The sequence below is a fragment of the Marispirochaeta aestuarii genome (assembly GCF_002087085.1).
GTDB lineage: Bacteria > Spirochaetota > Spirochaetia > JC444 > Marispirochaetaceae > Marispirochaeta > Marispirochaeta aestuarii.
In genome coordinates this window covers 113,117-137,530 of the sequence record NZ_MWQY01000010.1, presented here as the reverse complement: position 1 = coordinate 137,530, position 24,414 = coordinate 113,117, and the positions used below count along the sequence as shown (strand labels likewise).

Sequence of the window (24,414 nt, the reverse complement as noted above, 5' to 3'; positions counted from 1 at the left end):
TCTTAAAACAACAGCATGATTGCGGATACCAGGGTGGCCGTCAGAATGAAGACCTTGTACCCCCGTTCAGGAATTCTCCTGACAATGAGTATTCCTGCTACCGCTCCAAGGAAAATCGCCGGAGCAAGAACCAGATTGAAACTGAGGGTTGTGGGGTTAATGGTTTCCCAGACAAAAAGATGAAGGGGAATTTTTATCAGGTTGATGATAAAAAAGAACCAGGCCCTGGTGGCGATGTATTCGTTTTTCGTGTGCCGTAAGGAGACAAAATAGAGGGTAAAAATAGGTCCGGCGGCGTTGCCGATCATGGAAGTGAACCCGCCGATAAGTCCGATGAAAATTGTAACATACCAGTGTTTTTTCGGATGAAAACGCTTCCCGCTCATTTCACTCAGAACCGTCATTGCAAGGAGGGTAAAAATAACAGCTGCAAGTATTATTCTGAAATACTCGTCCGCAATGATTTCTCCCACATACAGAGCCGCAGAGACCCCAAGCAGGGCCCAGAATAGAATGGTAAACAGGTGTTTCCAGCGGACCGATCTGCGGTAATGGCTGATGGCGAATATATCGGCCATGATGAGAAAGGGCATAAGAACCCCGGTTGATGCTTTTCCTCCGAAGATGGCCGCCAGGATGGCAACCGAGAGCAGATTGATGCCCACAATTCCTGTTTTGTTTGCGCCGATACCGGCAACCGCGATTATCGCCAGCAGCCACTGCCAGACGTCAAGATTGAAGGAGTGCAGGAATTCAAACATCGAGATCATCCGCCTTTCAGGGTGAAAAGTATCTATGCACCCTAGGCAATAGACGGTGACCTGTCAAGCCGCATTTCCCCGCCTTTTTTGCACCTTTCAAAAAAAAGTACAAGCAAATGTGTCTGACAAATGATAATCTCTTTCACTAATGAAGACTGTACAGCTTACCATGCTCCGGGAGGGGATCGAAGAGGTCCGGAAGGTCCCCCGGGGAACGAACCTGCTTGAAGCCTTGCAGGGCTTCGATGATTTTGATTTTGATGCCCCCTGCGGCGGAAAAGGCACCTGCGGAAAATGCAGGGTCCTTGTGGACGGCGAGGTTTCGGCCCCGGAACCGCAGGAAAAGCGCTTTTTATCTTCCCTGACTCTGGAAAAGGGGGAACGTCTTGCCTGCATGATTACACTGCAGGGAGACTGTGTCGTAAGCCCCCTCTTCAACTCCAGCGGAGCAGCCATCGTAAGCGATCATGCCGTCTATGAGGGCACAGTTGATCCTCCCTTTCAGGCTGTCAGGATTGAGTATGCTCCTCCCTCCCTCGATGACCAGCGCAGTAATACGGTGCGGGTATCTGAATCCCTGACCAGAGCCCTCGAACAGGACGAACAGTATCGTTCTGTGAAGCTTCCCCTTCATCTGCTTAACCGGCTTTCCGGATTGGTCAGCGATACAGGCAGCAGTCTCACCCTGTCTCTTCTTGACGGTTTTCCCTGGGCAGTACTGCCCCGGGATGCCGGCCCAGGTTATGGTGTCGCGGTGGATATAGGAACGACCACGGTGGTGGCCTACCTGGTTCATCTGGGGTCCGGAAAGGTCGGGGGGATCGTATCGGGACTGAATCTGCAGAAATCCTGGGGGGGAGATGTCATCTCCAGGGTACAGGCGGTAATCGATTCCGGACCCGGGCCACAGCAGAGGGCCATTGCCGGTCAGCTCTCCCGTATGCTTTACCGACTGGTGGAGGAGGCTGACATCCTCTGGGAGGATCTTCGGGGGGTCTCCATTGCGGGGAATACGGTTATGATGCACCTGTTTGCCGGGATCGATCCCCGAACTATAGCGGCAGCCCCTTTTATTCCGGCTTTCACCGAGATGAGAATCGAGTCCAGTGCTCTACTTCTGCCCCGACTGCCCCTTACGATACCCCTGATTCTGCTGCCCTCAATTTCCGGTTTTATCGGGGCGGATATTGTGGCCGGCATGCTGGCCACGGGAATCCGGGAGCAGAATAAGCCCGCAATGCTCATCGATATCGGTACCAACGGAGAAATCGTCCTGGGTGACCGGAGGCGTATTGTCGCCTGTTCCACCGCTGCCGGACCGGCTTTTGAAGGCGCCACCATCTCATGCGGACTGGGGGGAATCCCCGGAGCGATCAACAGAGTATTTCTCTCCCCGGCGGAAGAAATGAAATGGACCACCATCGCGGACGATCTGCCCCTTGGCATCTGCGGCTCCGGTATTATCGACCTTATGGCTCTTCTGGTACGGACAGGGCTTGTGGATGAGACAGGCAGACTGCTGCCGCCGGATGAGCTCCCCGGGGATGTTCCGGAGGATCTGCGTGCCCGCGTACGGGAGGAAGGCTTTTTTATCGCCCGCCGCAGGGACGGGCATGATCTTCTCTTTACCGCGAAGGATGTACGGGAGGTACAGCTGGCAAAGGCCGCCGTTGCGGCGGGGATTGAGGTTCTTCTGGAGGAATACGGTATCGGCCCTGAGGAAATCAGCAGGGTCCACCTGGCCGGCGGTTTCGGCAGCTTCATCGATATAGAGAGTGCCGTGGCCACAGGACTTCTGCCCGGGGCTTTGACCGAACGTATTGTTCCGGCGGGCAATACCGCCGGGGCCGGGGCCTTGCGGGTGCTTCTCTCGGCCCGGGATTTCAAACATGTTCAGGAACTCGCCGGGCAGGTTGATTACGTGGAGCTTTCGGGGAGTATGAGTTTCCAGGAAAAGTACGTGGAACAGATGTTCTTTTCCCAACACTGAAAACTTGCTATAGTTTTCCGTAACCATGGATTCTGCTGTACACGAACTTAACAGGGAACAGGCCCGCCGGCTCGCCGGGGTTTACGCCAAGGCCACGGGCTGCGGGTGTTCGGTAATCGACAATACCGGGGATACCCTGTATCCCGGAGATATCTGCAGGTTCTGTTCGGCCCTGCAGCCTCTTCTCAAGGAGAGGCTCAACTGCCGGCAGGTGCATCTCTGGGGCGGGTACCAGGCTGAACGCTTCGGTGGCAAGTACATCTATTTTTGCCCGGTCTCCCTGGTCCATTGGGCCTCTCCCATCGTAATCGACGGAATCATGCAGGGCGTCCTTGTGGGGGGGCCGGTTTTAATGATTGAACCGGAGGAAGTCCTGGATGAGCTGACACGCAAGTACGGAATCAGCGAGGGTCTTGAACAGATCCTTGGGGAGCTCAGAACTGTCAGACAGGTTTCTCCCGACAGGGTAACCGCCTTGAGCGAGCTTCTAGCCGTGTCCGCGGAACATCTCTCTTTTCAGGGGGACTCCCGTTTTCTGGTGTCCACCGAGGCCCTGGAGCAGCAGTCGAAGATCAGTGAGTACATTCAGTATATCAAGGATCTGGAGGATGCGGAGACTCACAGCTACCCCTTCGAGAAGGAACGAGAGCTTCTCCGGCTGATTTCCCAGGGCGACAAGAAGGGCTCCCAGCGTCTCTTGAACGAGATTCTGGGGAGTGTATTCTTTTCCGCAGGAAGGAATTTCGAAGTTGTCAAATCCCGTGTGCTGGAACTGGTGGTACTGCTCTCCCGGGCTGCCGTCGAAGGGGGGGCCGAGGTTGAGCAGGTTTTCGGGCTCAACCTCAAATACCTGAGACAGATTCACACCTTCAGTTCCGTTGACGATCTGGCGGCCTGGCTCTCCCGAATCATGCTGCGTTTTACCGATTTCGTCTTCGATCTGCGGGAGGTGAAGCATGCCGATGCCATCTACCGGGCGGTCCAGTTCGTTCACCAGAACTTTGCAGAAAAGATTACCCTGGATGCCGTTGCCAGGGAGGTCTACCTGTCTCCTGCTTACTTCTCCAAGGTATTCAAGGAAGAACTCAAGGTGAGTTTCAACAACTATCTGAACAGGTACAGGATAGATAAAGCAAGGAATATTCTTCGCAATACCAGCATTCCCCTCGTCGATGTGGCGGCAATGGTCGGGTACGAGGATCAGTCCTATTTCTCCAAGGTGTTTAAAAAGATAGCCGGTGTGACCCCCGGCAGGTATCGGGAGTCCCGGGGCAGATCTGCAGGAGAGAACCAGGAGATACATTAGAATAACTGTAAGGTATAATTCCGGGATTTGTGGTAAAATAGTAGAAAGGGTCAAAAGAAAATTCAAAAAGAATCCATTTTTTTCAATACGCGGGCTAACAGGCATTGGATAATGTCAGACACACACAAAAGGAGAACGGAATGGCTGACTGGAATGAAATCTCTGAAATGCTGCAGAAGGGAAAGGCCAAAGAGGTTGCAGATCTCTGCAGGAAAGCGCTGGATGAAGGTTCCAGTGCCAAGGAGATCCTTAACGAAGGTCTCATGCTCGGAATGGGCATCGTCGGTGAGCGCTTTAAGAAGAATGAAGTATATGTACCGGAGGTTCTTATCGCTGCCAGAGCTATGAACGCCGGAATCGAAGTCCTGAAACCCCATATGGTTGGCGGCCCGGGAGACAGAAAGGGCAAGGTTGTACTGGGAACCGTAAAAGGCGACCTCCATGATATCGGAAAGAACCTGGTTAAAATAATGATGGAAGGCAAGGGTCTTGAAGTCATCGACCTGGGAGCTGATGTGGCTACCGAAAAGTTCGTAACCGTCGCAAAGGAAGAGGGGGCGCAGATAATTGCATGCTCGGCTCTTCTTACCACCACCATGACGGAAATGGAGAACGTGGTAAAGGCGGTAAAAGAGGCCGGAATGCGGGACTCCATTACCATAATGGTCGGTGGCGCACCGGTTACCCAGAACTTCTGTGAGTCCATCGGTGCTGATATCTACTCCGCTGATGCCACATCCGCCGCTGAAGCGGCTGTTGCCGCCTGCGCAAGCTGAATCGGAACTGAAAACAGATTTTTGCCCGGTCCCAGGATCGGGCTTTTTTATTGCCTGCGTGTTCAACCGAAGCTGAAAATTCCAAGGATCGGAAAAAACTACAAGAGAAACAGGGTCCCCTCCATTAGGATGGGATTACGGCAGTAAAGAATGGAGGAGCAATGACAGGAAAAGAGCGCATCTACGCGGTCATGAAAAATAACTACCCCGATACCGTCCCCTGGGTTCCTTTCGCCGGTGTCCACGCCGGAAAGCTGAAGGGTTATACGGCGCGGGAGGTTTCCACGGAGGGGGCAAAACTTCTTGAATCCCTGCTGGAGGTCAACAGAATCTACAAACCCGACGGACAGCCGGTAATGTTCGACCTGCAGATTGAGGCTGAGATTCTGGGTTGTGAGCTCGTATGGGCGGAAGACTCTCCTCCCACCGTTAAAACCCACCCCCTGGCGGATACCGACGAGATCCCCGATACCATTCCCGCCGCCGCGGACGGTCGCCTGGCCCTCGAGATCGAAACCATGAAGCAGATGAAGCAGCGGGTGGGGGATACTACCGCCCTCTATGGCCTTCTCTGCGGCCCCTTTACCCTGGCATCTCATCTGCGGGGGACCAATATCTTCATGGATATGATCATGAACCCCGGGTATGTCCATCGGCTGCTGGAGTATACCAACAGGGTGGCGAAGGTCCTGGCGGGATACTTCATCGATGCCGGGATGGACGTTATAGCCGCGGTGGATCCCCTCATCTCGCAGATCTCGCCTGATCATTTTGCCGAGTTCATGGAAAAACCCTTTACCGAACTCTTCGACTGCATCCGCGACCGGGGGGCCTTTTCGTCGTTTTTTGTCTGCGGAAACGCCACGAACAACATCGAACCCATGTGCCGCACAAAACCGGACAATATCTCCGTGGACGAGAATGTAGACCTGGCGACGGCCAAGGAGATTACCGACAGGTATGATGTGGTGCTGGCAGGAAACATCCCCCTTACCTCAGTTATGCTCTTCGGCAACCAGCAGGATAACATGAAGACCGTCATAGACCTCATGGACTCCGTCTCCCACGATAACCTGATCATCTCCCCGGGCTGCGATATGCCCTATGCCACCCCCATCGAAAACACCATCGCCGCCGAACAGGCCGTCCATAACACGGAAGCCACCCGAACCATGGTTGCCAACTACACCAAGGAGGACCTGGTCTTCGAGGGAGAACTGCCGGATTATCCTAACCTGGAGAGGCCCCTTATCGAGGTCTTTACCCTGGATTCCGCCACCTGTGCCGCCTGTACCTACATGATGGCCTCCGCCCTGGATGCCAAGGAGCACTACGGGGACAGAATCGATGTGGTGGAGTACAAATATACTGTTCCCGAGAATATAGCCCGCTGCGGTGCCATGGGGGTCAAGCAGCTTCCCAGCATCTATATCAACGGCGAATTGAAATACTCCTCCATAATTCCCAGCCGGGATGAACTCTTTAGGGAAATAGAGGGCCTGCTGGAAAAATGAAACCGGTTCCCCTCTACTTTATCGCCGGTTTCCTCGGCGCCGGTAAAACGACGGTCCTGAACAGCCTGCTGGACAGCCTCGACGGACGCCGGGCGGGGCTTATAATCAACGAGTTCGGTGCCGTGGGTATAGATGCCTCCAGGGTGCAGGACGCCTCGGGGGAGATCTTCGAGTTGAACAACGGACAGATCTTCTGTGCCTGCCTTGCAGCTCCTCTGGCCTCCAGCCTTATCCGGCTTGCCGAAAGGGGTCCGGACCTCATTCTCGCCGAGTGCTCTGGCCTTTCCAAACCCTCGACCCTGAAAGACATGGTGGAAGGAATCAGTAAAACCAGCGCCGGCAGAATCGAACTCGCCGGACTCATATGCATTGTCGACGGGCCCCGCTACCCCGTTCTCAGCCGGACCGTTCAGGCGATCCGGGAGCAGGTGGCGTATGCCGCCGCGGTGGTCCTGAACAAGACCGACCTGATGTCATCTGAGCAGATCGCATCCACGGAATCCCTGCTGCGGGAGCTTCGTCCTGATGTTCCGCTGCTTTTCGCTTCCCAGGGGCAAATCGGACTGAGGGATATTGAGCAGGCCCTGAGAGGAAAACCTGAGATCCGTGAACCCGAACAGGAATATATGGGCTGGGGCAGTTCCGGCCGGCCCAAAAGCTATTATCTTCATTCCTCCGAACCTGTTCTGCAGGAGGCCCTGGAAGGCTTTCTGCGGCGGGCGGCGCAGAAAGCCTTCCGGATTAAAGGCGCACTCCCCGCACGGAAGGGTGGTTACTTTCTCGTCGACTGTGTGGACGAAAACCTGGTCTGCGATCACCGGGAGGGGGAGTCCCCGGTTCTGGGGCTTGTAATTATCGTTCCGGGAGACGGGGAGGTCGCTGAAGGTTTTGCTTCTCTCTGGAAGGACGAAACCGGGACGGAAGTACACCTGCGCTGATATTAATTCCGATGGGCCTTTCTGTATTTTTTAAGATCCTCCGAGGCAAAATCCACGGCCTGGGCCCTGTGTGGCCCGATAAAGAAGGAGTGCTTTTGCCCTGTCTGTGAAACAGGTTTACTGTGGCGGAATACACTGATCCTGTAAAGGAAGCCCTCAATTCTGCGGAGCCGCCGTTCCTGTCGATCTCTTTCGTTCATTGGTATTTACAATTATATGCAGATACCCGGGGGAATGCAAAAAATCCGCATGGATCTATATAAAAAAAAGCCGGCCTGAAGCCGGCTTGTAAATATCGTTCCTGTAATCTGCAAGGAACCGGTATTTCGTTTTGTTACTCCAAAAGGAGTTCGAAATTACCTCTTCGGTAAGCCACTCTATAGTGTATTTCTATAGGCGCCTCCCGTTTGATAAAATTAGAATCTACCAACACGATCCGAATGCCGGGGCTGATCCCGGCCTGTCCTTACAGGCGGTTGTTCCATCGGTGCCTCCTTATAACAAGAAACATCCAACACCATCAATGTAGTCCATCGTATTCCGGAAGTCAAATTTTTCGATGAATTTCTTAAGGAAAATTTGAACCGGTACAGCGCCAAAAAAAACCGCCGGGGGGTCCCGGCGGCTGCTATCACTGTATACGGATTCTGCTACACGTTATAGGTACTGGCGGAAACGTCTCCGCCGGTTCCGGTCCAGTTTGTGTGGAAAAACTGGCCCCGGGGCTTGTCCACGCGTTCGTAGGTGTGGGCCCCGAAGTAGTCCCGCTGGGCCTGGAGCAGGTTGGCGGGAAGCCGGTCGTTCCGGTATCCGTCGTAAAAAGCCAGAGCGGTGGAGAAGGCCGGGGTGGGAATCCCCAGTTCAACGGCCTTGGCGACGACCCTACGCCAGGAGGCCTGGCACTCGTCGATCTTGTTCTTGAACCAGTCATCCATGAGCAGGTTGTTCAGGTCCGCCTTCTTGTCGAAGGCCTCCTTGATGCGTCCCAGGAAGACGGAACGGATAATGCATCCGCCCCTCCACATGAGGGCGATTCCGCCGTAGTTCAGGTTCCATCCGTATTCCCTGGCAGCTTCCCGCATCAGCATATAGCCCTGGGTGTAGGAGATGATCTTGCTCGCCAGGAGGGCCTTCTTTATGTCTTCAATAAAGGTGGCCCTGTCGCCGGAGAATCTGGTATCCGGTCCGGAAAGCACCTTGCCGGCTTCCACCCGTTCCTCCTTCATGGCGGAAAGACAGCGGGCAAAAACCGCTTCGCCGATCAGGGTTACCGGTACCCCCAGATCCAGGGAGCTGACTCCCGTCCACTTGCCGGTACCTTTCTGCCCGGCGGTATCCAGAATCTTTTCCACCAGGGCCGATCCGTCCTCATCCTTGAAGGCCAGGATATCCCGGGTTATCTGCACCAGGTAGGAGTCCAGGTCTCCGGTGTTCCACTCCTTGAATACCTCGTGCATCTCGTCGGCATCCATCCCTAAGGCATTCTTCATAAGCATGTAGGCTTCGCAGATCAGCTGCATATCTCCGTACTCAATACCGTTGTGGACCATCTTCACGTAGTGACCGGCACCGTCTTCGCCGACCCAGTCGCAGCAGGGTTCTCCGTCGTCGGTTTTGGCGGCGATGGACTGGAAAATGTTCTTGACCAGGGGCCAGGCTTTCTTGTTGCCCCCGGGCATCATTGATGGTCCCAGGCGTGCTCCCTCTTCACCACCGGATACGCCGGTGCCGATATAGAGAATCCCCTTATCCGCCAGGGCTTTGGTGCGGCGAATGGTGTCGGGAAAATGGGAGTTCCCGCCGTCAATAATCAGGTCTCCCTCTTCAAGGTGGGGCAGGACCATTTCGATGAAGCTGTCCACAACATCTCCCGCCTTTACCATCAGCATGACCTTCCGGGGACGTTCCAGATGAGCTACAAACTCCTCCACGGAGTGGGCACCGTAGATGGTGTCCCGGCCTTTGGCCGGACCTTTCAGGAAATCGTCTACCTTGCTTACGGTCCGATTGAAAACCGCCACCTTGAATCCCTTGTCGTTCATGTTGAGGACAAGGTTCTGTCCCATAACCGCCAGGCCGATGAGGCCGATATCCGCTTTTTTTTCCGCCATAATGACTCCTTATACTCTTACTCTGTAATAATACTGTCAGTTGTCAGTAAACCTCTCCGGTACGGCCCAGAGGCCCACCGCAGGATTGGATACATAATAGATCTCTTCACCGTCCGGCAGGGTGTTCCAGCCGTCGCTGAGGCTTTCCGGGTTGTAGCGCCGGGTTATCTCATTGATATCGGCGTAGTTGTAACCCGCCCCGGTAATTTCTTCCCGGCTCAAGTGTCCCGGGCAGTAGGTTACGGAGAAACGCCCCTCGGGAGAACCGTGAATCAGGTGGGCTGCGACCCCCAGGTTCTGCTGAAGGTCCTCGTTCTCATCCACCAGTCGGAGCACCTCGCTGGTACGAACGTAGCCGTACTTGCGGATGATCCGGTCGTTTTCAGAGTCCTCCCCGAACTCCTTTACACCCGGGGCCAGAACGATGAGCTCTCCTCCGTCGGCTATGGCCATGCGGGTACGATAGATGCTCTTGTTCCCGATCCAGGTGCTCTTGAACTCCTCGGGATCCAGATAGACCACCGCCTTTTTTATGGGCCTGTCGAGCATGGTAAAGTTGACCTTCAGGGAGAGTTCCGCGGCTTTATAGAAGCACTCGTGATCATCCCCGATAAAAAGGCCCCGGATGGGGAGGCTTCCGTCCTCCGCCCTGCCGATAACCGTGAGGATATAGACCAGTTTGGGAAGCTTATCGCCGAAGTGTTCAGAGGCATAGTTCAGAATGGCCCGGACGGGATTGTCCGCCCTTCCCATGATTCTCTCCATTCCGTAGACGGCGCCCACAAAATGGCTTTTGTTAATGCCCTCCTGACCGCCGGTCCCGACAAAGATGTTCTTGTTGTAGTTCGCCAGGCCGATGACCTCGTGGGGGACCACCTGTCCAACCGACAGGATAAGATCATGACCGCCGTCCGCAAGAAGGCTGTTTACCTGGGCGGGCCAGTCGAAATCGAGCTTGCCTCCGGTCTGTTCCCGTACAAAGTCAGCGGGAACCGTCCCCAGGGTGAAGAGGTCCTTTCGCCAGCGGTGTTCCCGGAAGAGTTCCCGGGGAACACCCGGAAACATCCTGTCCGTCTCCTCCCTGCTCATGGGAGCGTGGGTTCCGATGGCCGGCATGATGTCCGTAAGGGCCTTGCCGTAGTAGTCGTATAAGAAGGTGGTAATCTTTCCGGCCTGGGAATGAAAGCGGCTCATGTCCGGGGGAAGGGCGAGGACTTTCTTCGGGTTCCCCAGTTTCTTTAAGGTGCTTTCGACGATGCTTTTGAGTTCATCATCGGAAATAACCCTGTCTTCTGAGCCTGCGGCGTAATAGAGCATTTCTCCTCTCTCCTTTCGGCCCTAATTCCAGCCGGGCTTCTCGGGGAGGTACTGATCAAACTCCCTCAGAAGTTCCTCCTGGTAGCTCCCGGCAAAGGTCCCGGCAAAAAAGCGGTCCAGTCCCTCATTGTAGAGCTTTTCCCAGCTCGCCTCTTCGTGTCCGGGGTTGATGGGGAAGAAGAGAGCGTCGTTTGCCTTGGCTGCCTTGTAGTCCCCCGGTGCATCCCCGATCATCAGGATTTTTTCCGCAGGATACTTTCCGCCGGCGGCGAACCTGATGTGTTCCGTTTTGGTTCCCCGTTCCTGACCGGCGATCATTCGGACATACTTGTCTATACCGTGTTCACCCCATTCCCTTTCCAGGGCTTCGGTGGGGGTCTGGCTGACGACGAGGGCGTCGGCTTTTTCGGTCATTTTCTGAAGGCTCTCTTCAACCAGAGGGTAGGGAGGAACGTTTTTGACGAACCAGGCGATGGTTTCGTTGACCCCCAGGGACCAGGCTTTGATCATCTTCATCTCGTCGGAGGGGTTCCGTTCCACCTCCGCCAGGAAGGCGGGATTCCCGAGTTTCGTCTCCCGTTTGCACCAGTCCGCCAGGTCCTTGAGCACCGGAACCTCGGCGTGGCGGTCTTTTACCTCTTTACGAGCGGCAAGAAGCTCTGTGGCGTACTGGATAGCCATGAAGCGGTTACAGCCCCTGTTTTTGGAGTAGAGATTTACAAACTCCCATACCTCCCGGGCGTATTTGGAGACCGACTGCAGACCAAAGTGGTAGATGAACTGGGGGCAGAAACACTCCTTGTGTTTGATCTCCATGGAGTCGAAGGCGCAGCCATCGGAATCGATACCGACGAAGAACTCCTTCCGGGGTTTGAAATCCTTTAATTCCTGTACTGGGTCGCTCATTATTCCTCCTTGACGGTACAAGACCGGCGGGATACGATAGTTTTGTACGCTTACGTTTATCAGTCTGTAATGAAACTTGTACTATGTCAACGGGGCTGTGTCAAGTTTTGTAAACCCTTACATTTTCTCATTGACACCCACCGTATTGCGTACTACTGTAGAAACCGAAAGGAAACGAAATGCCAGCCAACAGACGGCACGATGAAATACTTACCATCCTCTCCCGATTACGCTCCGTCAGCGTGGGAGATCTTACCGCGAGGCTGAAGGTTTCCGAGGTTACCATCCGCAAGGATCTGACAACCCTGGAGGAGATGGGCTTTCTGATCCGCACCCACGGGGGAGCAGAGCTGGCGGAGGACCGCAGATTTCGGCGGACCCTGAACATGCGGCGCAACGAGAACCGGGAAAAGAAACTCGCCATAGCCGCCAGGGCGGCGGAACTGGTCAGGGAAGGGGACACCATCTACATAGATTCCGGGTCCACCTGCATGCTCTTTGCCGAGGCGGTGGCGGATATTGCCCTGCGGGTAGTCACCAACTCCATCGACGTGATGAACCGCCTGGCGGACAGACCGGGAATAAGCCTGATCGCCGTGGGGGGAGCCTATCACAAGGAGGCCGGCAGTTTTCTCGGGCCGACAGCCATAGAGAACCTGCGGGACTTTCAGATCGGGACCTGTTTTATGGGGGCCACCGGCTTTTCCGCCGCGGGGGTATTTTCGTCCCAGAATATCCTGGAGGCCCAGCTCAAGCAGCGTGCCCTGGAGGTTTCCGAACGGCGGGTAATCCTGGCGGATTCGTCGAAGTTCGAGTACACCGCGTTTTCGGTCTTTGCCCGGGCCGACGGGGTGGATGTACTGATTACCGACAGGGATTTCTCCGGAGAGGAAAATATGCGGGCGGCGGAAATCGATGTTCTGATTGCCGACTACCCGGCTGAAAACAGCGCTTAAGCCCGGATACCGACCCCGGACGTGAAGTCCGGGGGATAAAATTAACTTTAAGGAACGGATTATGAATTATTTGGAAGAGATGTTCAGTTTAAAAGGAAAAACCGCCGTAATTACCGGCGGCGGCGGAAACATCGCCTACGCCATGGGTGAAGCCCTGCTTCAGGCGGGGGCCAATGTTTCACTCTGGGGTCACCGGTATCCCTCCATCGACGAGAACCTGGATAAGCTTGCCAGGGCTACGGGTTTGAAGGACCAGCTGCAGCGGGTCAAGGCCGATGCGGGCGACGAGGCAGCTGTAGCTGAAGCCTATGAAGAGACGGAGAAACAGTTCGGTTCCGTGGATGTACTGATTAACGCCGCGGGAGGCAACCGGGGAAAATCCGACTGGGTGGACGTCGACATGAAGACCTTCGAAGAGGTCCTTCACCTCAATCTGGTAGCCGGTCTTATGGTTCCCACCAAGGTTTTTGTAAAGAAGTGGAAAGAGAAGAAGATCAAGGGGAGCATAATCAACCTGACTTCCATGACCAGCTACATTCCCCTTTCCGGAACCCACGCCTATGGCGCCGCCAAGATGGCGGTCCTGAACCTTACCATGGCCGGTGCCCGGGAGTTCGCCCCCGACGGTATCCGGGTCAACGCCATTGCACCGGGTTTCTTTGTGGGCAAGCAGAACAAGGCCCTCCTGATGGACGAAGCCACGGGAAATCTGACCGCCAGAGGGCAGGCCATCATCGACCATACTCCCTTCGGCCGTTTCGGCGAGGTCCAGGAGCTTGCCGGGGCTCTGCTCTTTCTGTGCAGCGAAAAAGCATCCGGCTTTGTAACGGGCGTTTCCATTCCGGTGGACGGCGGTTACCTGGTTCACAATATCTGAGGCAGTAAAAAAAGGAGTATACTATGGCAAAACAGTTTCTCGATGACGATTTCATGCTGCAGAACGATGCGGCCCGTACTTTATACCACCAGTACGCGGCGGATATGCCCATATTCGATTATCACTGCCATCTGCCCCCTGTGCAGGTGGCGGAGAACAAGCAGTTCAGGAACCTGACTGAAATCTGGCTATACGGCGACCATTACAAGTGGCGGGCCATGCGGGCCAACGGTGTGGCTGAACGCAACTGTACCGGGGACGCCTCGGACTGGGACAAGTTCGCCGCCTGGGCGGAGACGGTTCCCAAAACCATCGGAAACCCCCTGTACCACTGGACCCATATGGAAATGAAGGATCCCTTCGGAATCAGCGGCAAGCTGCTGAATCCTCAGACTGCCAAAAGCATCTACGAGGATATCAATGCAAAGCTTGTCTCCGGCGATGAGTTCCGGGCCCGGGGAATCATGGAACATTTCAACGTCAAGGCGGTCTGTACTACGGATGATCCAGCGGACAGCCTTGAGCACCACGCCTCTGTGGCGGCGGACGCAAGCTTCAAATCAAAGATGTACCCCGCCTTCCGGCCGGACAAGTCCATGGCGGTTGATACCGGCGAGGCCTGGATCGAATATCTTGCCAGGCTGGGGGCGGCCGCTTCCATGAGCATCGACTCCTTCGGGGATCTGCTCTCAGCCCTGGACAAACGGCACGAGTTTTTCCATTCCATGGGGGGGCGTCTCTCCGACCATGCCCTGACCCTGCCGGTGTATGCTCCCGCCTCCGACGCGGAGCTGGAGGCTATCTTTAAAAAGGCGAAGAGCGGGGGAGAGGTCAGCCCCGGAGAGGCGGACAAATTCCGTACCGCCCTGATGCTCCACTTCGGACGGATGAACGCGAAGCGGGGCTGGGTAATGCAGCTTCACCTGAATTGTCTGCGGAACAACAACACACGGCTTTTCAGGAAACTGGGACCCGATACGGGACTGGACGGTATGGCGGACGGGCAGATCGCAGTACCCCTCCGCAATTTCCTCGATGCCCTGGATATGGAAGAGATGCTGCCGAAGACCATCCTCTACACCCTGAATCCCCGGGATAACGAGCTTCTGGCCTCCATCGGCGGAAGTTTCCAGGACGGAAGTACCCCCGGCAAGATCCAGCTGGGTACCGCCTGGTGGTACAACGATCAGAAGGAGGGCATGTTGAGCCAGATGAGCGCCCTGGCGAACATCGGCCTGTTGAGCCGCTTTGTCGGAATGATAACCGACTCCCGGAGTTTTCTCTCCTATCCCCGGCACGACTATTTCAGGCGCATCCTGTGCAACATGGTCGGAACCTGGGTAGAAGAAGGTGAAGCCCCTCGGGACATGGACCTTCTGGGAGGCATGATCGCGGATATCAGCTACAACAACGCCCGGAACTACTTCGGGATGGAAATTGATTAAGCACAGATTAGTGTAAGGAGATTAAACATGAAACTGGAGAAATATTCATTCGGCTGCGGCGACCGCTTTTTCCATCAGGGAAGACCTCAGCTGGAGGCGATTATTGCCGCCAAGGATATGGGGATCGATATTGTCCCTGTCTGGAACAAGAGTTACCGGGAGCACAGCATCGTCGGAACCGATCCCATGTCTGCCCGCAAAGAGGCCGATGAGGCGGTCAAGGCCCTGAACTGGAAGAACTCCTACTACGTGGATGCCGACCACATCGGTCTTGGAAACGTGGATCTTTTTATCGAAGCATCGGACTTCTACACCCTGGACGTTGCCGATTTTACCGGCAAGGCTGCAGACAAGGACTCCATCGAAGCCTTCGTAAAGAAGTACTCCTCCTACATCGGCAGTATCGATGTTCCCGGAATTGATGAAAAGCTGGAGATAACTGAGGCAAAGCTCCGGAGTATCGCAGAAAAATACCTGCTGGCTGTACAGGAAGCAGGAAAGATCTATCGTCATGTCCTCGAGAAGAAGGGAGAGGGTAACTTTGTCCCCGAGGTCTCCATGGACGAGACCGATCTTCCCCAGACTCCCGATGAGCTGCTCTTCATCCTGGCTGCCATTGCCGACGAAGGCATCCCCGCCCAGACCATCGCCCCCAAGTTTACCGGCCGTTTCAACAAGGGTGTCGACTACGTGGGCAACGTTGAGCAGTTCAACAAGGAGTTTGACGAGGATGTCTGCGTAATCGCCTTCGCCGTCAGGGAATTCGGCCTTCCGGAGAACCTGAAGCTTTCCATTCATTCCGGTAGCGACAAGTTTTCCATCTATCCGGGGATGCAGGCCGCCATGCGCAAACATGGTGCGGGACTTCACCTGAAGACTGCAGGAACAACCTGGCTGGAGGAGATTATCGGCCTGGCGGAGGCCGGCGGAGAAGGACTCGAGATCGCCAGAGAGGTCTACCGTACGGGACTGAAAAAGTTCGACGAGCTCTGCGCACCCTACGCCGCGGTCATCGACATCGACAAGAACAGGCTGCCCAGTCCCGATGAGGTGGACGGCTGGTCAGGTCCCTTCTTTGCGAAGGTCCTGCGCCACGATCAGTCGGAAAAGCTCTACAACATGCACGTGCGGCAGCTTCTGCACGTTGGATACAAGGTCGCCTCCCAGATGGGAAGCCGCTGGACCGACGCCCTGGAACGCTATGAGGATGTCGTCGCCGACCAGGTCAGGGAAAACCTGCTGGAACGCCATATAAAGCGGGTATTTTTCTAAAAATATTCAGACCGATAAAAATGGCTGTCCATTATTGAGGGTTAACCTCGGATACGGACAGCCATTTTTTATTGAGCGTGAGGTATCTTCAGCCCAGCAGGGCGTCCACCTTTTCCAGCTCTTCAATGATGGGGATTTTCTGAGGACATTTCGGTTCGCACTCTCCGCAGGCTATGCACTGGTCGGCACCCATCCCGGCGAGAAACTTGCCGTACTGAAGGCGCTGCTCCTCCGGATTATTGAACATGTGGGCGTCGTTGTAGAACTTGAAAGACCTGGGAATATCGACTCCGTTGGGACAAGGCATGCAGTACTGGCAGGATGTACAGGGCACCTTGATGCGGCTTGTGTAAAAGTCCCGCACCTGTATAACCGTCTCCAGCTCATCAGGTCCAAGGGAATCAGGCTCCCCTGCTGCTGCACTCATCAGGTTCTGCTCGACCTGTTCCGGCAGGCTCATACCGCTGAGAATGATCGTTACCCTCGGATCGTTCCAGACCCAGCGCAGGGCCCAGTCTGCCGCATCCCGGCTAAATCCGTTCCTCTTCCAGAGAGCGGAGACCTGGGGGGGAATGTTCCGGGTAAAGTAACCGCCCCGCAGGGGTTCCATTACAATGATACCCACACCCTTCTCATGGGCGTAGGAAAGTCCCTCGGTACCGGCCTGGAAATCCGTATCCAGCAGGTTGTACTGGATCTGGCAGAACTCCCAGGGGTAGGCGTCGATGATCGTCTTGAACAGGGGCAGTTCATCATGAAAGGAGAAGCCGATGTGCTGTATTCTGCCGTCTGCAAGTGCCCTCTCAATAAAATCGAAGAGGCCCAGGCTGGTCAGGTTTTCCCAGCGCTGGGTATTCAGGGCGTGGATCAGGTAATAGTCGATATGTCCGGTGTTGAGTTTCTCAAGCTGTTTGTTCAGGAGCCGGTCCATATCCTCATGACTGCTGACCTCCCAGCTGGGAAGTTTTGTGGCAAGGTAGACTTTCTCCCGGTATCCGTCGGCCAGGGCTCCGGCCAGAAAATTCTCACTCTCTCCCCCGTGATAGGGCCAGGCGGTATCGACATAGTTGACTCCCCGGTCAATGGCAGATCGGAGCATCTGTGTTGCCAGAGGGGTATCTATGTCCCGGGGATCGTCGCTGGTCTGGGGGAGTCGCATGCAGCCGAAGCCGAGAATCGACAACATCTCGTTTCTACCTGGAAAGGAACGGTAGAGCATCTTTTTGTTCATACTAACCTCATGTAAAGAATTATCTTATGGTATATTCAGAATAACAGATATGCCCGGGTCCTGCAAATGCGGCTTTCGGTGCTTTTCCGTAATCCCGTTTTTTGATATAGACTGAGTAAAAGACTGAAAGTGAGGAAGGAATGAAGCAAATTGGTCTGATTGGCGGAATGAGCTGGGAGTCCACAAAGGAATATTACCGGATACTCAACCAGATGGCTGCCCGGGAGTTCGGAGGGCTGCACTCGGCGGAGTGCATTATTGCCTCCGTGGACTTCGCTCCCCTGGCGCAGTGGATGCACCGGAACGAATGGGAGCCCATACGGGAGCTTCTGACAGATAAAGCCCGGGCCCTGGAGCGGGCAGGGGCAGAGCTGGTGCTGATAGCCACCAATACCATGCACCTGCTGGCGGATGATATTGCCGCAAGCATCAGCGTCCCCCTTGTCCATATAGCCGATGCTGCAGGAGAAGCCTGTGTCGCCGGGAAGCTGAAGCGTGTAGCCCTGATGGGGACGCAGTTCACCATGGAGATGGGCTTCTATACGGAAAAGCTGGAGAAGAACTACGGGCTCGAGGTCCTGATCCCGGAAAAGGAAGGGAGGACGAGGATAGACACCATTATCTTTGATGAGCTCTGTGCCGGAATTTTCGAGGATTCCTCCCGGGATTTTCTTATTACGGAGGCAGGGAAACTGATCGATCGGGGTGCCGAAGGGGTTATTCTGGGATGCACTGAACTGCCCCTGGTAGTGCAGGATTCCGATCTGCCGGTACCCGTGCTGGATACCATGGAACTCCATGCCGGGATGGCTTTTACACTGGCTGTGACCCCCTAGGGCCTGATCCGGGACGAGGGCATGAAAAAACCCGGCTTTCCGCCGGGTTTTGATACCGATTCCCCCTCATTCACGAAAGGGCAATTACCTTATCCCGCTACAATAGCGTCTACCGGACAGACTTCGACACAGGCGCCGCAGTCAGTGCAGAGATCGGGATCGATCCAGCGGGCATCGTTTTTTTCGCTTATGGCCTCAACCGGACACTCGGATTCGCAAGCGCCGCAGTTGGTGCACTCGTCAGTAATCTTGTGAGCCATGAGTCACCTCCAGAGATTTGGTATGACCAATACTATAACCGGAAAGATCGTATTTTTCAAGCCTTTTCGGATGTATCTCCCGGGGTTTTATCCTGGTCAAGGAAATCAAGTTCCTCAGTATTTACTGCTCGCCGGTAAAAACAGCTGCGCCTGCCGGTATGACAGGCAACTCCCGTCTGTTCCACCAGCATGAGTACGCAGTCCTGATCGCAATCCACGCGAATTTCCCGGATTTTCTGCAGGTGACCGGAGCTTTCCCCCTTTTTCCAGAGACTGTCCCGACTTCGGCTGTAATAATGGGCGTAGCCGGTTGCCAGGGTGGTTTCGAAGGCTTCCCTGTTCATAAAGGCGCACATCAGAACTTCCTTTGAGTTCGCATCCTGGGCTATGGCGCTTACCAGCCCGTTTCCCTTGCTGAAATCCAGATCGATGTGCGTGGTCATTTCCCTGTCCGCCATTATTCCATTACCCCCAGATTCCTTCCCAGGAGGCGGGCTTCTTCCTGAAGCTCCTCAAAACTCTTGGGAATCCACTGCTTTCCCTCCTGACGGAGCCCGTACTCCTCAAGAAATAGTTTCTCGAGTCCACGGTTCAGTTTTCTGCCCACCGTCTGCAGATCCTTTGCAGGATCCGGATCGCCGGGGAACTGCGGGTGTTCAAGGTGGAGACCGTTGGCAAGAAAGCTCTCCAGAAGCAGCTTGGCGGCGATAAAGCGCTCGTATTTGTCCACTCCGAAGATGAAGAAATCCTCCAGCATTCCGATAACCTCCCAGGTCACCTGCTCGGCCTGGGAGTAGCGGCCGGCATCCTTGTCCTGGTCCGAGAAACGGGTCGGCAGGTTGCGGATAATCCCGGAAAGTTCCCTTGTCAGGTAGTCCAGGTTGAAGAGGCCGGTGGCGCAGTTAAAGAGGATCGGTTTCCCGGCATTCTCTGCACGGGCCACCTGCTCCTTGCTGATCGCCGGCCCTATGTCGCCGCAGTTCAGGCGTCCCCGGGTATCCCGGATCAGGATGCCTCCCTTGATATCCACCGGGGTCTTGAAAGAGAATTCGAAGCCCGCTTCTCTGCCGCTCAGTGCCATGAGTCCTACCCCCGCGGGATACGGCAGATTCGCAAGGTTATCCACGTTACCCAGGTAGGCGAAAAGCCGTCCTTCCGCGTGCAGTTCCCGGTAGATGTCCTGAAGAACAGCGAAGTTCTGGCCGTGGCCCCCGGGCAGGGGGAGGGGGCTTTTACCGTCCCTGCCGAGGAATACCTGTCTGGGCCGTCCCAGATCGGAGTGGGTATAGGCTCCTATCATGGGCTGGGCGCCGGAGCGACAGCGGGTCATGTCGGTGCCGAGCTTTTCGATGAGATCCTTGAGAAAGGGGCTGTTCCGGTACTCCCGGTAGGCTGCGGCCACCTCCTCATCGTTATTGACGCTGGTCATCTGGAACATGATGGGCCCCTGGGAGCTGTTGTCTCCGGAGATCTCCCGGTAGATCAGTTCCCTGATCAGGAGTCCCCGCATCTTGAGTTCCATATAACTCGGTCCGGGGCTTCCATCGGGGTGAATGCATGCCGGGGTAATCCCCTTTGCCCGGCCCCTGGCCATACCGGCGATCTCCTCAAAGGGTTCGCGGTAGAGCTCCATAAGCTTCTCATTGAATGAGCTGTTTTTCTTTTCATCCACATAACTTGTAGCAGAGCCGCCGTTCAGTACCCCATAGGCCGTTTTGGGGTAGAGCAGATAGCCCAGGGCCGTCAATCCCCTGCGGGTAAATACCGCTCTGTTTCCCTCTGTTTGAGCAAGGAGTTTCAGGGGTTTGGTAACACCCAGGGCCTTCAGTCTGGATACAGCTGCGTTTTTGTCCATCTCCCAGCGGGCATCCTGCATGTCTATGACGCTGGTACCATCGATCCCGGGAATTTCATCCATTTCCACGGCGGGTTGATTGTCAAATTCCCCGGCATTATAGCGATCCAGGATCTCAAAGGTCAGTTCCGCATCAATTCCGGCATTCTTCAAGAGAGCTGTAACGGCGGGTTTGTCCATTTCCTTCTCCTCCTCTTTCTCGGTTATCATCGGACTTATGTCCCGGGGCGTCGCTCTGCCTTGTTCAGCGTCGGCAAAGCCCCCCCGGCTTGTTGTTTCTGTTCTCATTGTAAACCAGGGGACGAAGAACCGCCATCCCGGATCAGCAGAGGCCGGCGAAGATTTTCTCGATAATGGCCAGGGCAATACTCCCTTTCAGGGGAAGCTGAGGGTGATCGTCGCGGTTGAACCAGCCGGCATCTGTTATCTCGATTCCGTCCGGGCTGAGTTCCCCGGAGCTCCATTCCGCGGTGAAGCCCAGCATCAGGGAGTCGGGAAAGGGCCAGGGCTGAGACGAGACGTAGGAGATATTCGTAACCTGGATTCCCACTTCTTCGGATATCTCCCGTGCCACCGCCTCTTCCAGACTTTCTCCGGGCTCTACAAAGCCGGCTATCAGGCTGTAGACCGGGGCTGCAAAATTCTTGTTATGGGCAAGAAGGATCCTGTCCTCCTTTTGGACCGCGGTTATCACCGCCGGGGAGATCCGTGGAAAGGTTACCAGGCCGCAGTCCGGACAAACCCGGGCCTTTTCCCGGTGATGAAAGGTGTTTTCCTTTCCGCAGCGTCCGCAGAAGCGTGAGTTCGCAATCCATTGTACAAGATGGTATCCCAGCATGGCGGCCCGCAGAAGATCAGGATTCAGATGCCCCAGAACCGGTCGAAAGGGTATTGAGAGCAGGCTGTCCGGAGGAGTCTCCCGATCCATGATGAACAGGGGCCGTTCGCGGTAGATTCCCAGGCGTATCATTCCTGCAGCGAGGTAGCTTGAAGGCAGATCGTCCAGGGGCACCAGGGGCGTCCCTCCGGCCAGGGAGGCTGCGGAATCGTCCTTGGCGTTGTAACAGAAGTTTCGCTTGCTGACAATCATTGTCCAGCCCTCCGCCGGAATATCCTCGGCGTCGGTCCAGTTCCAGTCGGGAATAAACATGGAAAACTCCTTGATCAGTCTACAAGCAGCGTCGCGGCATGGGCGGCACCCAGGAGGGAGACACTGTATTCCTTAATTAGGAAAACCGGAACCCGCTGCTGCAGGGCCCGCATCTTGAGGTTATAGTTGCTCTCGAAATAACGCATGAAACGCTGCTCATGAAGCAGGTACTCGATGTTTTTCTGGGCTATGCCGCCGGCAAGAAAGAGCCCCGCTTCGGGCAGGAAGTTCAGGGCGGCATTCCCGGCGAATTTTCCGTAGATACGGGTAAAGAGCTCCATTACACGGCTGCAGACCGGGTTGGTCCGTCCGTGCCGGGATATCAGGGCGGGCCGCTGGGATTCCGGCAGGGAATCGATCTCCTGGATAATATCGTCTCCGGGACCGGCCATGCTGTCCCGCACATAAGCGTAGATATTGGCAATGCCCTGGCCGGAGAGGACGCACTCGGTTCCGGGCCAGCTGTCGTAGCGGGTCTTGAGGAAATTCCCCAGTTTCTGGGTTTCCCTGTCGAAGGCGGGGAAATCGGTATGCCCCCCTTCCGAAGGGAAGGCGACGTAGCGACTCCCGATTCTGCTGAGGACGCCGACGCCAAGGCCTGTTCCCGCGCCGATTATTGCGTAACTGCCGCCCCTGGGCTCGGGGAAGGAACCGTCGGGATGGGGAAGAGGGAGTACCTCCTCGGGATTCTTCAGATCAAGAAGGGGCAGGGAGTAACTCAGAGCCATAAAATCGTTGATAATTACCGTTGGTATTCCCAGTTCCTGCTGAAGTCTGTCTCCGTCGATTACCCAGGAGAGGTTAGTAGGTTGGCAGCGGTTGTTCTCCACGATACCCGCTGCGCTTATGCAGCAGTACCGGGGTTTAGCCGGGAGCTCGAATTCGGCGACAACCTCTCGTACCAGCTCTACAAAGTCGATTACCTTCTTTGATTCCCGGGTCAGCTTTCTGACGATGCTGAAGCTGTCCCCGCGTCTGAGGACAGCCGCCAGGTTGGAGTTGGTTCCGCCGATATCGCCTGCAAGAATGATTTCGTCCCTGGAGTGCAGTTCCACGCTCATTTTATACGAGCTCCTTGATTCTGTGATTAAAATTGCTGCGTGCGGGTGCTGGTAAGCCCGGGCTTCTCTTCTTATAATACGGCCATGAAGAATTTGCAAGCTGAAGGCCGTACCCTGGCTTTTATCGATTTTGACGGTGTTTTCTGTGACTCCCTTACCGAGTGTTTCGTAAGCTCCTGGATTGCGTATCATAAATTCCATACAAAGGATAATCCTGACTTCGTAAGCGTCGCCGACCGCAGACTCTATGATGTCTACCGGCCCTTTATCCGCCGGGGAGGGGACTATGTGATCCTGCAGCACTGCGTCAGCGAGGGGATTGAGCTTGCGAAGCAGGAGGATTTCGATCGCTTGGAGGCCGAACTGGGAGACACCGCCGATGAGTTTCACGAGCTCTTCTACCGGGCCCGGCGGGAGCTCCTCGCGGAGGACAAGGAGTTCTGGATCTCCCTCAACCATGTCTTTGATGGACTGGCTGAAGCCGCGAAACAGTGGGCGAAATCGGAAAACTGTTACGTCCTTTCCACCAAGGAGGCGCCCTTTATCCGGGAAATCCTGGTACACAAGGACATCGACTGGCCCCTGGAGCGGATCATCTGCTCCGGGAAACGGCGCAAGATCGATATAATCAGGGAGGTCCTGGCGGAGACCGGAGCCGACGGGGGGCTTCTCTTCGAGGACCAGGTGGACCATCTCTACCGGATAAACGACCCCCGGGTAAAGGGTTTTCTTGCATCCTGGGGATACGTAAAACCCGAGTGGCTCAGGCAGAAGGATTTTCCGGTGATCGATCAGCAGGAGATGGTACGGCTGGTGGATGGGGTAATGTGATTCCCGGGTAGTGTTCAGAAACGTGGGGATACAAAGCCCATAAAATCAGTAACAGCAACAGCATATACATCCCCGGGTAATGCACCCGGGGTTTTTTTATCTTTTCCCGATATTCGCCGCATCCGGATTATCCTTATCCCCACGTTTCTGAACAGTACTTTTGTGTAATCCCCTCTTGCATTAGAAAGCATTTGGTAATATAATCAAAAGCAATACGAAAACAATAAATAAGTAATAATGCAGTAAAAAGGAAATGAAACGAAGATGGATTCGGGTTTAAGCGAGCGGGAACGACAGATTCTTACTCTTCTGGCGGATGATGCCTCTATCTCCGTCTCCGCCATCAGCGATGCCCTGGCTGTCTCCAGGGTCACCGTCAGGAGCGATCTCTCCTCATTGGAAGAGAAGGGTTTTCTCGTACGGACTCACGGCGGCGCCATGCCGGCTTTTCATTCCAGCATTCTTGAACGCAACCGCACCTGTCCCGATGAGAAGGCCCGCATCGCAAAAGCGGCGGCACGGTATGTTCAGGATGGGGATACCATCATGATCGAGGCGGGAACCACCACTGCTCTCATTGTCAAATATCTGCTGGGCAAGCGGGACCTTCATGTTGTCACGAATTCAATGCTCCTGGTTCCCTATGCCAGGATGAATCCCCAGCTGCACCTGACCGTGGTCGGCGGAGAGTTCCGCCCCGCCACCGAGTCCCTGGTGGGACCCATCGCCCTGAGGGAACTGGAGGAGTTTCATGTCCGCAAGGCCTTCCTGGGAACCGACGGTTTCAGTCTGGAAAACGGGTCCAGTACCCATCTTGTGGAGGGGGCGGAGGTCAACAAGCAGATCGCCCGGCAGGCGGATGAGCGTTTCCTGGTCGCGGATTCCTCAAAATACGGTCGTGCCGGCTTCGTGCGTATGCTGCCCCTGGAAAGATATACAAAGATAATTACCGACGACCGAATGAGCGACGAGGTTGTTGAACAGCTTATTTCCGCCGGGCTCGATATAGAGCGGGTTTAGA

At 55.2% G+C, this 24,414-nt stretch carries 22 protein-coding genes; 12 read left to right on the top strand and 10 right to left on the bottom strand.

Going from position 1 to position 24,414, the window contains the following annotated elements; genetic code table 11:
• Nucleotides 1-2 precede the first annotated feature (2 nt).
• A complete protein-coding gene (locus tag B4O97_RS10425) occupies nucleotides 3-761 on the bottom strand; it encodes a sulfite exporter TauE/SafE family protein (RefSeq protein ID WP_158084255.1) in 759 nt (252 codons plus the stop codon).
• A gap of 148 nt (nucleotides 762-909) precedes the next feature.
• Here B4O97_RS10425 and B4O97_RS10420 point away from each other — a divergent pair, with 148 nt between their 5' ends.
• The 5 genes from B4O97_RS10420 (at nucleotide 910) to B4O97_RS10400 (ending at nucleotide 7,285) form a co-directional block, all read left to right on the top strand.
• On the top strand, nucleotides 910-2,751 hold the full coding sequence (locus tag B4O97_RS10420) for an ASKHA domain-containing protein (RefSeq protein WP_083050625.1): 1,842 nt from the start codon (nucleotides 910-912) through the stop codon (nucleotides 2,749-2,751).
• Nucleotides 2,752-2,776: 25 nt separating this feature from the next.
• Nucleotides 2,777-4,057 carry a PocR ligand-binding domain-containing protein gene (locus B4O97_RS10415; protein ID WP_083050624.1) on the top strand — a complete coding sequence of 427 codons (1,281 nt, stop codon included), beginning with the start codon at nucleotides 2,777-2,779 and terminating at the stop codon, nucleotides 4,055-4,057.
• 140 nt (nucleotides 4,058-4,197) lie between these two features.
• Nucleotides 4,198-4,833, top strand: a complete 636-nt coding sequence (locus tag B4O97_RS10410) for a corrinoid protein (RefSeq protein WP_083050622.1) — start codon at nucleotides 4,198-4,200, stop codon at nucleotides 4,831-4,833.
• A gap of 161 nt (nucleotides 4,834-4,994) precedes the next feature.
• The gene (locus B4O97_RS10405) at nucleotides 4,995-6,347 is read left to right on the top strand and encodes a uroporphyrinogen decarboxylase family protein (RefSeq protein ID WP_083050621.1); all 1,353 of its coding nucleotides are present in this window, start codon (nucleotides 4,995-4,997) and stop codon (nucleotides 6,345-6,347) included.
• A complete protein-coding gene (locus tag B4O97_RS10400; protein ID WP_083050619.1) occupies nucleotides 6,344-7,285 on the top strand; it encodes a CobW family GTP-binding protein in 942 nt (313 codons plus the stop codon). Before B4O97_RS10405 ends, B4O97_RS10400 begins: the two co-directional genes overlap by 4 nt.
• Nucleotides 7,286-7,935: 650 nt before the next feature.
• On the opposite strand, the gene gnd is transcribed toward B4O97_RS10400, so the two are convergent.
• Genes gnd through B4O97_RS10380 form a run of 3 tightly spaced genes read right to left on the bottom strand, consistent with a single transcriptional unit; the run spans nucleotide 7,936 to nucleotide 11,619 of the window.
• The gene (gnd, locus tag B4O97_RS10390) at nucleotides 7,936-9,396 is read right to left on the bottom strand and encodes a decarboxylating NADP(+)-dependent phosphogluconate dehydrogenase (RefSeq protein WP_083050616.1); all 1,461 of its coding nucleotides are present in this window, start codon (nucleotides 9,394-9,396) and stop codon (nucleotides 7,936-7,938) included.
• Nucleotides 9,397-9,432: 36 nt separating this feature from the next.
• Nucleotides 9,433-10,713: a nickel-dependent lactate racemase family protein gene (locus B4O97_RS10385; RefSeq protein ID WP_083050615.1), complete on the bottom strand. Its 1,281-nt coding sequence runs from the start codon at nucleotides 10,711-10,713 to the stop codon at nucleotides 9,433-9,435.
• A 21-nt stretch (nucleotides 10,714-10,734) separates the two neighbouring features.
• On the bottom strand, nucleotides 10,735-11,619 hold the full coding sequence (locus tag B4O97_RS10380; RefSeq protein ID WP_083050613.1) for an HAD family hydrolase: 885 nt from the start codon (nucleotides 11,617-11,619) through the stop codon (nucleotides 10,735-10,737).
• Between the two features lie 179 nt (nucleotides 11,620-11,798).
• Between B4O97_RS10380 and B4O97_RS10375 the strand changes: the two genes are divergently transcribed.
• From B4O97_RS10375 to B4O97_RS10360, 4 genes are all read left to right on the top strand, one after another.
• The gene (locus tag B4O97_RS10375; protein WP_083050612.1) at nucleotides 11,799-12,575 is read left to right on the top strand and encodes a DeoR/GlpR family DNA-binding transcription regulator; all 777 of its coding nucleotides are present in this window, start codon (nucleotides 11,799-11,801) and stop codon (nucleotides 12,573-12,575) included.
• A 61-nt stretch (nucleotides 12,576-12,636) separates the two neighbouring features.
• Complete coding sequence (locus tag B4O97_RS10370; RefSeq protein ID WP_083050610.1) at nucleotides 12,637-13,452, top strand: SDR family oxidoreductase; 816 nt, start codon at nucleotides 12,637-12,639, stop codon at nucleotides 13,450-13,452.
• 23 nt (nucleotides 13,453-13,475) lie between these two features.
• Entirely contained in the window at nucleotides 13,476-14,897 is a 1,422-nt protein-coding gene (gene uxaC, locus B4O97_RS10365) for a glucuronate isomerase (protein ID WP_083050609.1), read from the top strand.
• Nucleotides 14,898-14,924: 27 nt separating this feature from the next.
• Entirely contained in the window at nucleotides 14,925-16,169 is a 1,245-nt protein-coding gene (locus tag B4O97_RS10360) for a tagaturonate epimerase family protein (RefSeq protein ID WP_083050607.1), read from the top strand.
• Nucleotides 16,170-16,257: 88 nt separating this feature from the next.
• On the opposite strand, the gene B4O97_RS10355 is transcribed toward B4O97_RS10360, so the two are convergent.
• Entirely contained in the window at nucleotides 16,258-17,400 is a 1,143-nt protein-coding gene (locus B4O97_RS10355; RefSeq protein ID WP_198947056.1) for an aldo/keto reductase, read from the bottom strand.
• A 140-nt stretch (nucleotides 17,401-17,540) separates the two neighbouring features.
• On the opposite strand from B4O97_RS10355, the gene B4O97_RS10350 reads away from it, so the two are divergent.
• Nucleotides 17,541-18,236 carry an aspartate/glutamate racemase family protein gene (locus B4O97_RS10350; protein WP_083050606.1) on the top strand — a complete coding sequence of 232 codons (696 nt, stop codon included), beginning with the start codon at nucleotides 17,541-17,543 and terminating at the stop codon, nucleotides 18,234-18,236.
• Nucleotides 18,237-18,325: 89 nt separating this feature from the next.
• On the opposite strand, the gene B4O97_RS10345 is transcribed toward B4O97_RS10350, so the two are convergent.
• Genes B4O97_RS10345 through B4O97_RS19510 form a run of 5 tightly spaced genes read right to left on the bottom strand, consistent with a single transcriptional unit; the run spans nucleotide 18,326 to nucleotide 22,562 of the window.
• Nucleotides 18,326-18,496, bottom strand: coding sequence for a DUF362 domain-containing protein (locus tag B4O97_RS10345; protein WP_083050604.1), 171 nt, complete (start codon nucleotides 18,494-18,496; stop codon nucleotides 18,326-18,328).
• A 56-nt stretch (nucleotides 18,497-18,552) separates the two neighbouring features.
• Nucleotides 18,553-18,954 (bottom strand): phosphoribosyl-AMP cyclohydrolase, encoded by a 402-nt coding sequence (gene hisI, locus B4O97_RS10340; protein WP_233143013.1) that lies wholly within the window; start codon nucleotides 18,952-18,954, stop codon nucleotides 18,553-18,555.
• Nucleotides 18,954-20,639: a UTP--glucose-1-phosphate uridylyltransferase gene (locus tag B4O97_RS10335; RefSeq protein WP_096348877.1), complete on the bottom strand. Its 1,686-nt coding sequence runs from the start codon at nucleotides 20,637-20,639 to the stop codon at nucleotides 18,954-18,956. Before B4O97_RS10335 ends, hisI begins: the two co-directional genes overlap by 1 nt.
• Nucleotides 20,640-20,673: 34 nt before the next feature.
• Nucleotides 20,674-21,501 (bottom strand): NAD(+) diphosphatase, encoded by an 828-nt coding sequence (gene nudC, locus B4O97_RS10330; RefSeq protein WP_083050603.1) that lies wholly within the window; start codon nucleotides 21,499-21,501, stop codon nucleotides 20,674-20,676.
• Nucleotides 21,502-21,515: 14 nt separating this feature from the next.
• Nucleotides 21,516-22,562, bottom strand: a complete 1,047-nt coding sequence (locus B4O97_RS19510) for a glucokinase (RefSeq protein ID WP_158084254.1) — start codon at nucleotides 22,560-22,562, stop codon at nucleotides 21,516-21,518.
• A gap of 84 nt (nucleotides 22,563-22,646) precedes the next feature.
• On the opposite strand from B4O97_RS19510, the gene B4O97_RS19505 reads away from it, so the two are divergent.
• A complete protein-coding gene (locus B4O97_RS19505) occupies nucleotides 22,647-23,393 on the top strand; it encodes an HAD family hydrolase (RefSeq protein ID WP_158084253.1) in 747 nt (248 codons plus the stop codon).
• 264 nt (nucleotides 23,394-23,657) lie between these two features.
• Nucleotides 23,658-24,413, top strand: a complete 756-nt coding sequence (locus B4O97_RS10320) for a DeoR/GlpR family DNA-binding transcription regulator (protein ID WP_083050600.1) — start codon at nucleotides 23,658-23,660, stop codon at nucleotides 24,411-24,413.
• Nucleotide 24,414 lies beyond the last annotated feature (1 nt).